Source organism: Tsukamurella sp. PLM1 (assembly GCF_023168325.1).
Lineage (GTDB): Bacteria > Actinomycetota > Actinomycetes > Mycobacteriales > Mycobacteriaceae > Tsukamurella.
Genome location: NZ_AP025688.1, coordinates 4,274,803 through 4,291,441, shown reverse-complemented (window position 1 = coordinate 4,291,441; position 16,639 = coordinate 4,274,803). Strand labels below are relative to the sequence as shown.

10 protein-coding genes, 1 tRNA gene and 2 pseudogenes are annotated in these 16,639 nt (G+C 63.8%); 11 read left to right on the top strand and 2 right to left on the bottom strand.

From position 1 onward, the window contains the following. Nucleotides 1-222 precede the first annotated feature (222 nt). The 4 genes and pseudogenes from MTP03_RS22015 to MTP03_RS24125 all read left to right on the top strand — a co-directional run. A complete protein-coding gene (locus tag MTP03_RS22015) occupies nucleotides 223-858 on the top strand; it encodes a TnsA-like heteromeric transposase endonuclease subunit (RefSeq protein WP_248489969.1) in 636 nt (211 codons plus the stop codon). Next, nucleotides 855-3,016: pseudogene (locus tag MTP03_RS22010) on the top strand (helix-turn-helix domain-containing protein). Before MTP03_RS22015 ends, MTP03_RS22010 begins: the two are co-directional and overlap by 4 nt. Continuing rightward, on the top strand, nucleotides 3,013-4,116 hold the full coding sequence (locus MTP03_RS22005; RefSeq protein WP_248489968.1) for an AAA family ATPase: 1,104 nt from the start codon (nucleotides 3,013-3,015) through the stop codon (nucleotides 4,114-4,116). The pseudogene MTP03_RS22010 and the gene MTP03_RS22005 overlap by 4 nt, the downstream one beginning before the upstream one ends. Next, a pseudogene (locus tag MTP03_RS24125) lies at nucleotides 4,113-4,490 on the top strand (TniQ family protein); the annotation flags it as partial. The gene MTP03_RS22005 and the pseudogene MTP03_RS24125, both read left to right, overlap by 4 nt. 258 nt (nucleotides 4,491-4,748) lie before the next feature. Here MTP03_RS24125 and MTP03_RS22000 read toward each other — a convergent pair. After that, nucleotides 4,749-5,057 carry a hypothetical protein gene (locus tag MTP03_RS22000; RefSeq protein WP_248489967.1) on the bottom strand — a complete coding sequence of 103 codons (309 nt, stop codon included), beginning with the start codon at nucleotides 5,055-5,057 and terminating at the stop codon, nucleotides 4,749-4,751. 134 nt (nucleotides 5,058-5,191) lie between these two features. On the opposite strand from MTP03_RS22000, the gene MTP03_RS21995 reads away from it, so the two are divergent. The 7 genes from MTP03_RS21995 (at nucleotide 5,192) to MTP03_RS21965 (ending at nucleotide 14,458) form a co-directional block, all read left to right on the top strand. Next, entirely contained in the window at nucleotides 5,192-6,823 is a 1,632-nt protein-coding gene (locus tag MTP03_RS21995) for a LysR family transcriptional regulator (protein ID WP_248489966.1), read from the top strand. A gap of 304 nt (nucleotides 6,824-7,127) precedes the next feature. Beyond that, nucleotides 7,128-7,201 (top strand) — tRNA-Met (locus MTP03_RS21990). Between the two features lie 190 nt (nucleotides 7,202-7,391). After that, complete coding sequence (locus MTP03_RS21985) at nucleotides 7,392-7,901, top strand: hypothetical protein (RefSeq protein ID WP_248489965.1); 510 nt, start codon at nucleotides 7,392-7,394, stop codon at nucleotides 7,899-7,901. Nucleotides 7,902-7,951: 50 nt separating this feature from the next. Further along, on the top strand, nucleotides 7,952-8,509 hold the full coding sequence (locus MTP03_RS21980) for a hypothetical protein (protein ID WP_248489964.1): 558 nt from the start codon (nucleotides 7,952-7,954) through the stop codon (nucleotides 8,507-8,509). Nucleotides 8,510-8,666: 157 nt separating this feature from the next. Then, nucleotides 8,667-10,181: a class I SAM-dependent DNA methyltransferase gene (locus MTP03_RS21975; protein WP_248489963.1), complete on the top strand. Its 1,515-nt coding sequence runs from the start codon at nucleotides 8,667-8,669 to the stop codon at nucleotides 10,179-10,181. A 25-nt stretch (nucleotides 10,182-10,206) separates the two neighbouring features. Continuing rightward, nucleotides 10,207-11,385 carry a restriction endonuclease subunit S gene (locus tag MTP03_RS21970; RefSeq protein ID WP_248489962.1) on the top strand — a complete coding sequence of 393 codons (1,179 nt, stop codon included), beginning with the start codon at nucleotides 10,207-10,209 and terminating at the stop codon, nucleotides 11,383-11,385. A 1-nt stretch (nucleotide 11,386) separates the two neighbouring features. Further along, a complete protein-coding gene (locus MTP03_RS21965; RefSeq protein WP_248489961.1) occupies nucleotides 11,387-14,458 on the top strand; it encodes a type I restriction endonuclease subunit R in 3,072 nt (1,023 codons plus the stop codon). A gap of 159 nt (nucleotides 14,459-14,617) precedes the next feature. On the opposite strand, the gene MTP03_RS21960 is transcribed toward MTP03_RS21965, so the two are convergent. Continuing rightward, nucleotides 14,618-15,691, bottom strand: coding sequence for a DUF3644 domain-containing protein (locus MTP03_RS21960; protein WP_248489960.1), 1,074 nt, complete (start codon nucleotides 15,689-15,691; stop codon nucleotides 14,618-14,620). Between the last annotated feature and the right edge of the window lie 948 nt (nucleotides 15,692-16,639).

Sequence of the window (16,639 nt, the reverse complement as noted above, 5' to 3'; positions counted from 1 at the left end):
TAGGGTCTCAGGTTTCGTGGCCAAATCTCACGTCACCTGGCCACTGCTTGACCTTTTGGCCAGATAGCTGAGACACGCCGTGCCGCATCCCACCGTCTACCGGCTACGAGTGGCAGCGTCGACCCTGTGCCTCCCGGAAGCGTCTCGGGGCCCGCGGCGGAAGTGTCGTACCGCAGCGGTCTAGATGAGCGCGAGCACACTATCCACCTAGCGGCTGCGTCGATGACCGAACTGGCGACAGCCGCACCGTGGCGAACGTTCCGCTCATACCTGGGGCAGACCTACTACTCCGGTTCGTACTGGTCGGCTACGACACAGAGCCTTGTGATCTACGAATCACGCCTAGAGCTCGCCAACCTGATCCTCGCGGACTTCAACACAAGCGTCCGAAACATCGCGGCCCAGCCATTCCGCCTGACCACGATGATCGATGGAAAGACCCGGAACCACGTCCCGGACTATCTCCTAGACACCGAGACCGGCCCTGTCGTGGTGGATGTCAAACCCGCGGAGTTCGTCGGCAAGGTCAAGGTCGCGGCGACGCTGGAGTGGACTCGGGAACTCATCGAGGAGCGCGGATGGCGCTACGAAATTGCTTCCGAACCCCCTGCCACGCGGATGATGAACGTCCGGTTCCTCGCTGGATTCAGACACAACCGATACGTCGACGGCGACCTCGTCCTACAGATCCGTGAGGTCGCATCTGTTGGGATGCGCGTCGCTGACGTCCTGAGCCAGTTCCCCGGACAGCGTGACTTCGTTCGTGCAGCCCTCTTCCACATGATGTGGACCCAACAGATCTCCGTTGACCTCGATAGCCGTCTGACCGAGCATCACCTGATAAGGGAGATTCAATGAGAAGCAGCGCAGTCCGTCTGGGTGTCGGCGCTCAGATCTACTACGACGGCGAAACATTGGAAGTCGTCGAACTTGATGCTGCCGGCGGCACACTGCAGGTACTCGCGAAGGACCAAACGGGCAATCACTACCGGAGGATTGCGGCCAAAGACCTCACCGGGTCCGGCCGTGGCAAGGTCCTCACGAGCGACACCGGAATCCGAGCGAACGACGACATCGAACCGGCAGGCGCGGTCCTGGCGACCCTCAACCAGCGAGAACTCAACGCCCTCTCCGAGCGCGCATCGCACATCCGCGAAGTCCTCACAGGGTTCAAGGCCGGCAACGAAGAACTCGCGACCCGCGGCGAACCACGAGCCAAGTACTCCCAGGCCGACCACTAGGCGAGCGCTACGCATCCAAGGCACAAGAACTAGGCGTCGGCCCGCGCACCGTACGACGATGGGTCCGGGGCTACCAAGCACACGGTGAAGCGGGCCTAGTCGATGCGAGGCGAGCGAACATCACCGCTTCGCCAACCACCACCGTCGACCCGCGCTGGGAAGAAATCGCGATTGAAGTCATGGTCGAGCACGGTGCGCTGTCGAAGCCATCACGAACCATGGTCATCAACCGCACGAATGCCCGAGTCATCGCGAAGTTCGACGGCGCCGTCGAACCTCCATCTCGCGCGACAGCATTTCGAGTCCTGGCTGACCTCGAGCAGCGATATCCGACGTTCCGTCTATCGGCGAAGCGAAACCGCGACATAGCTGCACGTCCGGACGGCGTATACGGCAAGCTCCGACCGACGCGACCTGGTGAATACCTACTGATGGATACAACCAGGTTGGATGTTTTCGGCCTTGATCCAGTGACTCTGCGGTGGGTCCAGATCGAGCTGACGGTCGCGATGGACTGGTACACAAGGTGCATTACCGGGTTGCGTCTGACGCCGGTTTCGACGAAGTCCGTCGATGTGGCGACCGTACTGTACGAGGTCTATCACCCGAGGCCGGCCGGCGAGAACTGGCCGGCGCACGCGGTGTGGCCTGAACACGGACTACCGCGATCAGTTCTGGTTGACCTGAGTGCTGAGCGCACATCATCTGGCACGGCCGGACCGGCCATCGTGCCTGAGACCCTTGTCGTCGACCACGGCAAGGTGTACTTGTCGCAGCACATGATGAGTGTCTGTCAGCGGATGGGAATATCTGTCCAGCCAGCACGTCTGCGAACCGGACGTGACAAGGGACCGGTCGAGCGGTTCTTCAGGACAATCCGCGAAGATCTACTCCAGGCACTTCCCGGTTACAAGGGACCTGACATCCACTCGCGAGGCGAGAGCCCCGAAGCTGACGCCTTCTTCTACATCGACGAACTTGAGACCATCATCCGCGAATGGATCGCGGTCGTCTATCACCACCGTCCGCACTCGAGCCTCGTCGACCCCCGAGTGCCGGGCCTACGGATGTCGCCCGCAGCGATGTTCGAGCACGGCGTGGCTCGCGCCGGCTACATCGAAGCCCCCAGAGACCCCGATCTTGCATACGAGTTCCTCAAGCCTAGGTGGCGGAAGATCCTCCACTACGGTGTCGAACTCGATGGCCGTCGTTACAACGGTGAAGGACTCAACGGCCTGCGCAACATGACAAGTCCGTACACCGGTGAGGCAAGCGGGAAGTGGCCGATCTACTACGACCCCGACGACATCACCACGGTCTACATCCGACGACCCGACGACAACAAGTGGTACCCCCTCGCATGGGAGCACACGCTCGCCGTAGCGATGCCGTTCAGCGAGGACGCTCTCGCATACGCACGCAAGCTTGCAGCATCGAAATATCGCTACCCCGACGACCGCCTCGCAGTCGACGACCTCCTCGAACGATGGAAAATCGGCCTGGGAACCTCCGCCATCGATCGGAGGATCGCGCTACGGATGGCAAGAACGGCACAGGAGTTTGACCGCATGGTCGGCGAACCTGCTGTGAGATCCCTGCCCTCGGTCGCGCGAATCCTTGCCCAGTCGGCCCCAACGACTGTCCCGATAGCTTCCGATAACTCGGCCGAGTTATCGGAAGCTATCGGGACAGAGCAACCCGCCGGTGGTGACGACGACGAGTTCGACCAGGTCAGCGACGAGGACTACTACGCCGATGCAGTGGAGGACGTATGAACGAGCCCCGCCCGGCCCTCGACAACCTCACCCTGGCACGGAAGGAAGGCTGGAGGAAGTTCGTCAACACACCGGACCGCGTTCCGCCCGAGCAACTGAACCGCAATCAACTCGAGGCGCTAAGCGACAACGCACGATCCGCGTACGACCGAGAACGCAGGGACTGGCACGCAAACCTGGGGACCCTGAGGACTCGGCAACTCGCTGACGTCCACGAGGACCTATGGGACATCATCGACTCCAATGCCCAAGACTGCGACAAGCCGAAGGGTGCAGTCGCCATCGACGCGGTTCCCGGCTTGGGTAAGACGACTGCGATGCTGGCGTTCGCCAAAGCCTTCCACCGCCGCGAGATCGCAGAACGTGGCGAGCAGACACAAGATGGCAACGAACGATGGCCCGTCTGCCGAGTCGGCTTGACCGGCAACACCGGCCTGCGCGACTTCAATCGCGCGATGCTGTCCTTCTACGCACACCCCGGTCAAACACGAGGCAGCGCGGCAGACTTCGCGCAGCGTGCCCTCAACAGCGTCCTCAAGTGCGAGACCAAGATCCTCATCGTCGACGACCTCCACTTCCTCCGGCTCCGATCCACCTCCGGTGTCGAAGTCAGCAACCACTTCAAATACATCGCTAACGAGTTTCCGGTGACCATGATCTTCGCCGGCGTCGACCTCAAGGACCGAGGCATGTTCTCCGAGGGCGACGCATACCAAGGTGCACTTCTTGCACAAACCGGCAGACGGACCACGAGATTGACGATGGACCCCTTCGATCTCACCGGCGACTCAGGGCGACAGGATTGGAGCCGAACTCTCAAAAGGATTGAGCAGAAGGTGGTCCTCGCGGACAAGTATCCAGGCATGATCGCGGGTGACCTCTCGGACTACCTCTACATCCGATCCACCGGGCAGATCGGCTCACTGATGACCCTGATCAGGGTCGGATGCCAACGAGCAATCCGCACCTGCCATGAACGGCTCGACGCCGGGCTACTCGATACGATCAAGATCGACGAGGCCGCCGAGGCCGCCCGGAAGGAGCTCAAAGCTGCCTTCGAGAGCGGTCGCATCACAACACGAATGGATGCGGCAGGATGACCCCGTCCGTGGGTCCGCCGAGGACCCTACCCATCAGAGTGGCCCCGGTCCCCGGTGAAGCGATCGACTCCTGGCTTGAAACCGTCGCCGCTCGCACACACACCGCATGGGGCGACATCCTCGCCGCGGTAGGCCTGCACAACGATGACCGAAGACCCTACCCACCGTGGGCCATAACGCTCGCCGACAGAGAACTCGAACATCTCCAGATTGCGACGCAGACCGACAACTCTGTCGAACTCACCCTCCAGCGCTACCACGGCACCGCTGTGTTGATAGACCCTGAGACCCACCAGCTCACCAGCGCCGCGCCATGGACACGAAGAGCTGGGTCGCGCTTCTGCCCCTACTGTCTCGACGATAACCATGGCCGATGGCCACTGCAGTGGCGGCTCGGGTGGGCCTTCGCATGTCCCCTCCACCACTGCCTCCTCGCTGACGCCTGCCCAACCTGCGGGCGCGCCCCACGCAGCCGCGCCTACCCTTCCGACCGCACGCCCCGCCCAGGGCGATGCCCCAACCCGTCTCTTCTCGAAAAAGGCCGAGGGCGCTCCGCGCCACGGTGCGACACAGACCTCACCACCGCACCTGTCACGACGTTCAGCTCCGATCACCCCGTCATCCGCGCGCAGTCATTGATCAACCAGATCATCGACGAGGGCTCGGCCCAGTTCGGCGTGTACGCGAAGTCCCCACAACCAGCGATGAAGGTACTCGGCGACATCCGGGCAATCGCCGGCCGCGTTCTCCACTTCGCGGCAGAACGCGACCTCGCCAGGCGATTGCCCGCCCACCTGCTCACCGCGGCGGCGCCCGACAATGCACCCGAATACGTCCCCGAAGGTATGCGGACAGTTCTCTTCACCAAGGCCTTCGACCTCGGAGCCAAACCCGCCCTGGACGCACCAGCGAAATCCGCTACTACCGCCATCGCAGTCCACGCCGCGCTCGATGTCCTCGACCGCGAAGACATGGCTGCAGCGGGGATCACCTACGGTGGATCATCCCTGCGAGCTACGACGTTGAACACCGCATCCGACCCTCAACCGTGTGGGGCGGAGACGCCACCTCGCCTGTGCTCGCCGCCATCCAGATCGCCAGCCTCGCACCAGGAATGGCGCCCTCCGATCAACTACGATATCGGGCGCGAAGCGAGCTTCCCGGACGACCATCATTGGGATCCGATGCAGATCTCGACATTCGTTTGGTCCCAACTGAATTCTGGCCAACGCTCGGAAATATCCTTACAACACCGAACGCCCGGCGCACCAACGTCGACCGAGCCCTGTCCGCGGCACTCCACCTTGTCGGCACCGGCGCCACACTCACTGACGCCACACTCCGCGCAGGCGGCAACATCAGCGGCCACGCACTGTCAAGATTTCTCCAGCTCATGGAAGCTGATCCCCACTGGCCCGCCGTCAGCACAGCGCTGACCAGAATCGCCGAACACCTCGCCGCACACGGCAGCCCAATCGACTACAACCGCCGACGAAACCTCAACTACACCACACTTCTCCCCGACGAGACATGGCGCCAGATCAGCCGCGACACCGCGACCCCATCCCCTGGACCCGCTCGCGCCGCAATCGCTCGAGGCTATCTCCAAGAGCGGCTTTCCGCATGCCCAGCCCAAAACACTGACTCCTACCTCCGAGGAAAGATCGCCGCTTTCCCCCGGCACCTCACCCCGCAACTAAGCGACGCCCTCTTCGAACACGCACACGACTTCCTATCAACCGCCGGCATCGACGACGAACCCGTCGAATGGGCACCACCAATCACACTCCTCGACGACCTCGACCTACCCGGAACGCGGCCCGGCGAGATCGACACCTATCGACTTCGCGAACTGATTCGAGATGCCGACGTGAACCTCTCGACGGCCGCTCGCGAACTCGACACGACCATCGCAGCCGTCCGCCTCGAACTGGCCTCGACGCCCCTGCCTTTCGAGCCCGAAGCGATCACACAGTCGCGTCCCCGCAGCCCCGCCATGCAGTCGGCACGCCGGCAGCTACCCAGGGCACATCTCCTCGCCCTCTATGAGGCGGAAGGACTGTCCCTCAACAAGATCGCGGCACGTACCGATGTCAGTCGACAGGTCGTTGGCCGGCTACTCAAGGAGTACGGAATCCCCACCATCCCCGCAGCAGAGCGCATTAAGGAGGCGGTAGACCACGACTGGCTGCGCGAACAGTACATCGACCGATGCCGAACGCTCCCTGACATCGCTCAAGAACTCGGAATGAGCACCAGCAACCTTGCCCGCTGGGCCAGGCGACACCAAGTTCCCCTCCGACCGCGCGGCGGAGCCAGCCACGCGGCAAGTTTGACCAGCGATGACGGTCAACCAACCCCGCGTCAGTGGGTCCGATCCGCCGTAACGAACGAAACAACGCGCGAACGGCTCGAACAATTCAGACACGCTGCAGACCATCCGTCCATCGCCTCGGCCGCGCGGCAACTCCACATGACCCCCGAAGCACTGCGTTACAGAATCAAGGCACTCGAACGAGCTACCGGGCACGCATTCATCATCCCCGCAGAGCACGATCGGCCCATGAAGGTCACCCCGTACGGGCTGAGTGTGCTGGCAGCCCTCCGTCGTGTCGCTTCTGGAGCTGCCTATCCGCAGGGTTACCACCAGGTGGCGGGCGTTAGTAGTTCTCGAACGAAGTCATCGTGCCTTCTGCCTAGCACCTAGGCGACCAGCGCATGGCTGAGACGAATGGCCGGCGGCGCCGGGTGCCCGCGTGCAGCGAGCGAGTGTCGGCGAGTTCCAGACACAAAGGGAGAAAGGGAATCCGGGCCAGCTGCGGGATGCCGACTGATTATGGAGTCTGAGCAGCAGGCACACCTGATCGTGTCGCAGGTCAAGAGGAACCAGCCCGGGCTGATTTGCGTCGGATTGCTGCGCGAAACGATGTGATGCTCACCGGATTGCCGTGCGCATAGACGACGGTGCCAGTCTGGCGATAGTCGGCTTCGGCTAGTGTCAGTCGCATCGACGCGGGGTGGAGCAGCTCGGTAGCTCGCTGGGCTCATAACCCAGAGGTCGCAGGTTCAAATCCTGTCCCCGCTACTAAAGGTAAAGGTAAAGGTCAGGGGCGGTTTCCGAGAGAATCGGAAGCCGCCCCTTTCTCGTAGTTACCGACAGGATTACCGACACGTTCGGCATACCGCACCGCAGTCCGGGGAGCCTGTCGCGACGCACCAGCTGATCCAGCCAAGGCTCAACAATTCCGCATCCGGATGACCTAGCGTCGAAGGCGATGGCGGATCTCACGGACTATGAGCGGCGCGGCGACCCGGACGCGCCGTTCGCCCTGACCAAGAAGCACGAGAGGGCGCAGCGCGAAGCAGAGCACATCAAGGCGGCGGCCCAGGAGATCGCCCGCGACGCGCCTCCGCTGTCGCCCGAGCAGATCGCGACCCTCTCGCGGATCTTCAGAGCTCCCAAGCAGCCGGGCGAGCTCATGAGGTGGCGGCTGCGGCTCTACTGCGGCCACGTCGTCGTCAGGACGGCGCATCGCACCCACATGACGCTCCACGCGGCGTTCACGAGCTCTACCCGCTGCCCGGAGTGCGGACTCGACCCAGCGCTCATCATCGACGGCGAGGCCATCGGGAGCCCGGAGGAACCGCCCACGAGGGCCGGCGGGACCTCGCGGCCCCGTGAGGCCGCGGGCGCGCGCAAGCCATCGAGGGCGCAGCTGGAGGCGAGGGTCCGCGAGCTCGAGGCGGAGGTCGCGCGCCTGAGCGGCGGCACCACTGACTCCTGACGCAGCACCGACCCGACGGTGCGCGCGACGTGCCTGCGAGGATGACCGGTGTGAGCGGGAGGGCGGGATCGGACGAGCACTACGTGCTGGACCTCTGCGACGAGGTGCTCGGCAGGAAGGGCGATCGCCAGGCCACGTTCGACTGGCTGCGCGGCGACCCGTCGCCCGCGCGTCCCCGCGGCGCGAAGCTCCCCGTCGACGGGTACTGGCCGGACCTGGGCCTCGTCGTTGAGTTTCAGGAGGAACAGCATTCGCAGCCCTCGCCGTTCTTCGACCGCCGGCGGACGGTCTCCGGCGTCGGCCGCGGCGAGCAGCGACGCATCTACGACGAGCGCAAGCGCGCGCTGATCCCGCAGCACGGCCTGCGGCTCGTGGTGATCGAGAAGGCTGCGTTCGTCGTGAAGTCGAGGCGGATCGTGCGCGACTGCGCCGAGGACCTCGCCGTCGTCCGCGACCACTTGTTCGACGAGGAGCCCGCGGCGCTGCCTGACGACGTCGAGCGACTGTTCGCCGAGCAGCGCGAGTACTGGGGCATGCTCCGCGACTCCGGGGCCGTGGACGCCGCGGCGGAGGTCGAGTGCATGCGGCGGGAGATCGGCGGCGGTTGAGCGCGTAGGGGGCGCTCGTGGCGATCGCCTCCGGTCATACCGCGACACCAACTGCTCGTCGCGGCGATCGACTAAACGACGCTCCACCCGAATGGAAAGATGTCAGCGGGCCGCGATATCAAGTAGTTCTCACCCGACCGAAGGAAGCACACGCCCTGTGACGATCACCCAGCAAGAACTCGAGAGCCGGCTGTGGGACGCCGCCAACGCACTGCGCGGCCCGGTCGATCCCGCGGACTTCAAGACCTACGTCTTCCCGATGCTGTTCTGGAAGTGGATCTCCGACACGTGGGTGTACGAGCACGACGAGGCGATCGATGAGTACGGCGACGACCTGGACGACGAGATCGAGGCCGACTTCCACCGGTTCGAGATGCCCGACGGCACGCTGTGGTCCGAGGTCACTGGCAAGGTCAAGAACCTCGGAGCGGAGATCGCGAAGGCGTTCCAGCGGATCGAGCAGGCGAACCCACGATCGCTGGCCGGCGTCTTCGGTGACGCGTCATGGGGCAACCAGGAGCGCATCCCCGAGTCGTCCCTGCTGGCCCTGATCAAGGCTTTCAACCAGATCAGGCTCGATCCGTCGACGGTGTCCCACGACCTGCTCGGTGCCGGCTACGAGTACCTGCTGAAGAACTTCGCCGACGAGTCAGGCAAGAAGGCCGGCGAGTTCTTCACGCCACGCGAGGTCGTGCACCTGCTCGTCGGCATCCTGGAGCCGCAGCCCGGCGAGACCGTCTACGACCCGGCGTGCGGCTCGGGCGGCATGCTGGTAGCCACAATCAACCAGCTGCGCGAGTCCGGCATGGACCACCGCACACTGCGACTGTATGGCCAGGAGATCAACCTGACGACCTCCTCGATCGCCCGGATGAACCTGTTCCTGCACGAGATCGAAGACTTCGACATCAAGCGCGGCGACACCCTACGGAAGCCCGCGTTCAAACACACCAGTGGCGCAGTCCGTACCTTCGACGCAGTGATCGCCAATCCGCCATTCTCGCTGTCGAACTGGGGGGCCGACGGCTGGGCGGCGGATCCACGGGCGATCTGTGGGGTGCCGCCGGCTCAGAACGGTGACTTTGCCTTCGTTCAGCACATGATCGCATCGATGAACCCTGGCACCGGCCGCGTAGGCGTCGTGATGTCCCATGGTGCGCTGTTCCGCGGCGGGACCGAGGCGAGGATTCGGCAGTGCCTTATCGAGAAGAATCTGCTTGAGGCCGTCATCGGGTTGCCGTCGAACCTTTTCTACTCCACGACGATCGCTGCCTGCTTGCTCATCTTCCGCGACCAGAAAACCACCGACCGCGAGAACCACGTGCTGTTCGTCGATGGTTCGGCCAGGTTCGTGAAGGGCAAGAACCAGAACCGGATGAGCGAGGACGACGTCAATCTCCTCGTCGAGGCGTACCGGACGGGCGACGATCCCGATGGCGAAGGCGGCACGAACGTGCGCCTGGTGCCCTTCGATGAGATCAAGGGCAACGGCTTCGACCTCAACATCGGGCGCTACATCAAGGTTGCCGCAGATGAGGCTGCGGATCTTGGAACGGCGCTGGTCGAGTACGCCGACGCGAGGCAGCGTCGCCTTGAGACCGAGAATGCGATGTTCGAGAAGCTCGCGGCGGCCGGGATCGATCTGAGCATGTTCGAGGCATCCGATGAGTGAGTGGGCACCGACCCGGCTTAGCGACGTGACCACGCAGGTGCAAGACGTCGTGAGGGTTGTCGATGGTGAGTCGTACTCGCTGCTCGGCGTCAGGTTGTACGCGGGAGGTCCATTTCGTCGGGAGACAGTCACTTCCGAGACCTCGAAGGCAACTCGATTTTTCCGCGTGCGGAGCGGTCAGTTCATCTACAACCGGCTCTTCGCCGGGAAGGGCGCCTTCGGGCTGGTGGGCCCTGACCTTGAAGAATCGTACGTGTCCAACGAGTTTCCAGTCTTTGACTGCGACCGTTCGAACTTGCTTCCCGAGTTTCTGATGCTTCACTTCCGACAGCCGCAGGTGTGGGAGGGCATCGAGCGCGTCAGTACCGGGACGACGGCCAGTCGGAACCGCTGGAAAGAGTCGCAGTTCAACGACTATCGGATCGCACTCCCGTCGCTTGTGGAGCAGCGCCGCATCGTCGACGTCATGGCCGCGGTTGACGCGCAGATCCTTGCGTTATCCGAGGAGGTTGAGGCGAAGGCTCGCACGCTGAGTGCACTCCGTGCCGATGTACCCGATTCTGACGAGGTGTCCATCTCATCCATCGTGCAACGCATCGACAGCGGCAAGAGCGTCCAAACAAAAGGCGAGGAACCTGTGCAAGGCAAGGCGCGTGTCTTGAAGTTGAGCGCCGTGCAGCTCGGGTGGTTCGACGCGAACGAAGCCAAGCGGCTCGATGATCCCTCGGGGTACACGAAGACTCACCTTGTGTGCGATGGCGACCTGCTTATTACGCGGTCAAATACACCCGAGCGTGTCGGTTACGTCGCGGTCGCCGTTGACGTTCCGCCCGATACCTACATGCCGGACCTGATCTGGCGAATCCGGCTGGATGAATCACGGTGCCTCGCCAGCTACCTGGAGCATCTACTCTCAGCCAACGAGTTCCGAGCACGAATCACTGCTTCGGCGTCGGGCACCAACAAATCCATGCAGAAGATTAACAAGAAAAGTTTCGGGACTATCAAGATCCCAGTTCCGGACACAATCGCGGAGCAGGAAGCGTATGTGGCGACGTGCGACGCAGTGATTGAGGCCATCCGCGTGGGCAAAGCCGAACTCACCAGCCTCCGTACTTTCCGCTCTGCCCTCCTAACCTCCCTTCTGAACCAGGAGATCGAGATCCCGGAGTCCTACGACAGTCTCCTGACGGAGGTGTCCTGACATGGGCTGGACAGAGACGAGCACGATCCAGCGGTCCCTGCTGGAGTGGGCCGAAGAAGCCGGCTGGGAGTACGTCCCCGGCGACGAACTGCCGCGCACAGAGCACGACGTCGTCATTGAGAGCTGGGCTCGCGAGGCACTGCTCGCGCTGAACCCCGAACTCGTCGACGATCCGGAGTCAGCAGACCTCGTGATGCACGAGATCAACCAGGCGATCCTCGACGCCCACAACGGCCTCGTCGCCGCCAACGAGCGGCTCACGGTGATGCTGCGCGGCGACCACGCGTTCCCGACGATCACCGGCAAACACGTGCCGCGGAGACTCATCGATTTCGAGAGCATCGAGAGCAACCGGTTCGTCGTCGCAGACGAGGTCACCATCACCGGGGCGGTGAAGACCCGGCGGTTCGATGTCGTCTACTACGTCAACGGCTTCCCGCTCGTGGTTGCGGAGACGAAGACGCCTGTCAAGCACTCCGTCTCGTGGGTGAACGCCGCGAAGGACCTCTACGACGTCTACGAGGAGGAGTACCCGAACTTCTTCGCCACCAACGTCTTCAACGTCGCCACCGAGGGACTCGAGTTCCGCATGGCCCCGATCCGAGCGGTCCCGGACCCCGACTCCGAGATCTGGGCTCCGTGGGGCTCGACCGAGGACGACCCGAAGGTCGTCACCGGCCCCGCCCGCGTCGAGCGCGCCGCGCGGCTGCTCCTGCGGCCGGAGACTATCCTGCCGATCCTGAAGGACCTGGTGATGTTCCGGCACGCGCGGGACGCCTCGGAGATCGACATCAAGCTCTTGCCGCGCTATCCGCAGTTCGAGGCGGCGCTGGCGATCCACGACAAGGTGCTTGCGGACCGGCCCGGCGGGCTGATCTGGCACCACCAGGGCTCGGGCAAGACCGAGTTGATGGCCTTCGCCGCGGCGCGGCTGCTGCGCGACGACGCCGTCGTCGAGAAGTTCGGCGGCGCGCCCACGGTGATCGTCATCGCCGACCGCAAGGACCTCGTGCGCCAGACCGCGGAAATGTTCGAGACCGCCGGCATGCCGCGCATGAGCGTGCCCAAGAACCGGCGCGAGCTGTTCGCCCTGCTTAAGAGCGACGAGCCCGGCGTCGTGATCACGACGGTGCACAAGTTCGCCGAGGCCGGGCACCTGAACGACCGCTCGAACATCGTCGTGCTCGTCGACGAGGCGCATCGCTCTCAGGAGGGGAAGTTCGGCAGGGCGTGGCGGGAGGCGGTGCCGTATGCGAAGTTCTTCGGTGCGACCGGCACCGCGATCCGGGACAAGGATCGCTCCACGTTCAAGCTCTTCGGCGACCCGAACGACCCGGACTTCATCATGTCGCGGTACACACCGGAGCAGTCGATCGCCGACGGCTTCACCAGACCTGTCGTTGTCGAGGGCCGGTCGGTGGGCTTCAGCCTTGACAAGGAGGCGCTGGACGAGGCGTTCGACGAGCTGGCGGACGAGGAGGACCTCGACGAGGAGGAGAAGGTCTACCTCTCGGGCAAGGCCTCGCACATCGAGACGATCCTGTCCAACCCCGACCGCGTCGCGGCGGTGTGCGCCGACATCGTCGACCACTTCCTGGCGTTCGTCGCGCCGTTGGGGCAGAAGGCACAGGTCGTCGCCTACAACCAGAACCTCGTCGTCGCCTACGCGCAGGCCATCGAGGGCGAGCTGAAACGCCGCGGTGCCGTCATGCCCGACGGCAAGCAGCGGGAGGTCGGCGTGGTGATGCACGTCGCCGACAGCAAAGACACGCCCAAGGAGCTCAAGAAGTACCTGCTGACGCCCGAGCAGGAGGAGGCGCTCAAGCGCCGGTTCAAGAAGGTCGACGACCCGATGTCGTTCGTCGTGGTCACCGCGAAGTGGATGACCGGCTTCAACGCGCCCATCGAGGGCGTGCTGTACCTCGACAAGCCTGCCAAGGACGCCAACCTCTTCCAGACAATCACCCGGCCGAACCGGCCGTGGAAGAATCCGATCACGGGGCAGCGCAAGGACTTCGGCCGCGTCGTCGACTACATCGGCCTTGCCAAGGCCATCGGCAACGCCATCGCCGGCCCGAAGGCCAAGGATGGCGAGGACGACGACCTGGACGTCGTCGACGCCTCCAAGCTGGCCGGCAAGTTCGTCACCGACCTGACCAAGCTCCTGCACCTCTTCGTAGGCATCGACACTACCGACGCCTCGTTCGAGTCCCTCGCGCAGGCGCACGAGCGAATCCCCGAAGACAGCACGCAGCGCACGGAGTTCGTCGAGGGCTACGTCGCGCTGCAGACCGTCTGGGAGTTCCTCGACCCCCACCCGATGCTGCTGCCTTTCAAGCAGCAGTACCACTGGCTCGCGAAGGTGTACGAGTCCATCCGGCCGAAGGACGTGTCCAAGGCCTTTCTGTGGGCCCGCCTCGGCGCGAAGACCACCGAGCTCATCCATGGCCACATGAATGAGGTCGCCGTGAAGTCGATGGCGTCCCGGACGGTCACGCTCGACGCCGCCGGCCTGGCGCTGCTGAAGAGGATCGCGGCGCAGCTGAAGCTCCCGGACGATCCGCCCGACAAGGGGAAGGGCGACGTGTACCAGGACGTGCTCGACTCGATCGAGGCCCGCCTCAAACGTCGGCTCGCGGACACCGACAGCCCGGTGTACAAGTCGCTCGCCGAGCGGATAGAGAAGCTCCGGGCGAAGGCGATCGAGAACGTCGAGGACTCCCTGGCATTCCTCGAGGAAGCCCTCAAGGTCGCCCAGGACGTCGTCGCGGCCGACCGCGCCGCAGAGGAGGGCGACGAGGAGACGCTGGAGCGCATCGCCGACCCGAAGCGTGGTGTCCTCACGCAGATCGTCGAAGAGAACACCCCGGAAGGGCTGCACAAGATCGTCCCGGAGATCGTCGAACGCATCGACGCGATCGTCGGCGAGGTCGCTTACACGGGCTGGACCTCGAGCGACTCTGGCGACAAGTCAGTTCGACGAGAGCTGCGTGCGGTCTTGAAGAACTACTCGCTCCCGATCAAGGGCGACCTGTTCGACCGCATCTACCAATATGTTCGGGAGAACTATTAGTGGCGTCGGGGTGGGCTGACGGAGATGACCCGCCGCGGCGGACACCCCGCCGCTCGACGCCCCGGAGCCATGCTTCGAGAGGTCCACACAGGAAGCGTGGGGTGGCGTGGACGTGAGTCGCAAAGCTCAACCACGGGCGCGGGCAGCATGAGTCTTCTATTAGTCAGCGGACGCTTTGAGTCGCGGCGCCGTGCCCGTAATGTCCGCGAAGCCCTCAGGCGTCGAGCACTTCTTGATGAGATGGCTCACGTACGCCTTGGTGTAGCGGTACGACTTCGTGGGCTCGTCGTACTCGCAGAAGTCGGGGTTCGTCCTGTCCGGGTTTGGGTCACCGCTAGGTGGGCGGACCTTCTTTCTCTTCCAAGCCGCCGTGAAGTGGGCCTGGTTGAACGCAAAGGGGATGCCAGCCTCGACTTCGGCGGCTGCCGGCTTCGGCATTAGTCGGCCGAGTCCGGACACGGGCCGTTTCTGCTCGCGCACGATCACTTGTCCACGACGGCCCATCTCCTCGGCGACTGCGCGCTCTTGGTCGGTCATGTCCTCGTACCGTGTGAACTGCATCGCAACCGCGTCCGGGTCCTTTGGGGCGAGCTCGACCATCGCACGGAGCCGGAACTCGTAGCGCGAGTCGTTGACGATCGCCTCGTCGAGTCCTGACTCGTAGTCGGTGACGAAGCCGCGCAGGTCAGCCGGGAGCGTCTTGCGGAACCTGCGGAGCGCCTGCTCGCCTTGGGATGTGAAGGTGCCGACGAAGATCGGCAGTCGCAGCCGCAGGGCAAGTGACTGCGTGTCGCCGAACTGCTCCGTCAGCTCCGTCTCGTAGTTGACGAGTAGCGCGTGCGCGTGGCCGGCCAGGTTGAGCATGAGGGCGTCGTCGGCGTGGGCGTGGCGGTGCTCGAGGCGGTTGCGCAGCTTGATGAACAGGGCAAGGTTCGCTCGCACCGGGGCTGTGTCGGCCGGCCAACGCTCCTTCATCGAACGCTCGAGTTCCCAGCGCTTGGGTTCGCCGTCGACCTTGATCAGGCGCTTCTTGAAGTTCGGGTCCCAGTAGCGGAAGTCGACGTCGTCGCGGACAAATTCGGCGTGCAGGAGGTAGAGCCATGCTAGATGCATGTGGATGACGAACCCCTCGAACGCGCGGGCTTCCGCCGAGTCGTTGTAGAGCCGGACAGCCAGACACGCCTCTTCGATGCTCGCGTCCAGCGTCGACTGCCATCGAGGTGGTCGAGCCATGCCAGGACACTAGCGCCACTGTGCGACAAGTAGTCCGTGTTTCAGGCAGTCTGACACTGAGCTCCAGCTGCCTTGCTACCGGTGCCGGCAGAGGAGCTGACAAGGTGGTGTCTGACGTGGCGAGTGCCGAGTCCGATCTCATCGTCTGCCGCCTGGAACGCTGGCGATGCTGCCGGGCATCTGGTGATGGGGCCCGTCGAATACCGCGGGCCTGTACCGCGCGGGGTCAGCCGATCTCAGGCCACTGAGCCCTATGTCTTGGTTGCGTCATGCTGTGGTCCCACGGTCGGGCGAGTCGTAGGTCGAGCCAGGAGAGGTCGGCGTTATCGGTCGCTGGCGCCAGATCGTGAGCGCGTGCGCCGTTGTCGGTCGCGTGGAGCTCGTCGAGGCAATCGCTAAGTCGTCGGATATGCTCGCGCCCGCGATCGGCAGGTGAGCGAGGGAATAGGGCTTCAATGAGTTGCTCAACTTCGTCCCCGGTCAGATCGATTCCGAGGTCCCTGATCGACAGCGTCGCGGTGTCCACACCTGTCCATTGCAGGTCTATCGGGCGGGAACGATCTTGTGAGTCGCTCATGTTAACCAAGTCTGACAGAGTCGCGAGTGTCGAGCGCGCCATTATTCTCGTGTTGGAAGTGGACCAGCGCCGCTGACGACCGGTCACGACGCGCAAGTGTCCACAGCGAACGTGCCCGAATCACGCCTGTATCTGCTTCGGTAGTGATCTAAGACCACGGCCTTGTCACCAGAATCAGGAAGATCACGTCGTTGCGCCTGTACCGGTCGCGCGGAGCCCAAGAGCTACGCTGCCGTGCACTCGACGAAGTCCCGACGTCCCAGACTCCGCTGCGTTGTGGCACTCCTGCACGGTACGGCGCGGATGGTGCGATCAGAGGCCGGGGTAGAGGGTCGATTCCCAGGAAGTCAGGTTTCGAGGTGGGGTGCGGA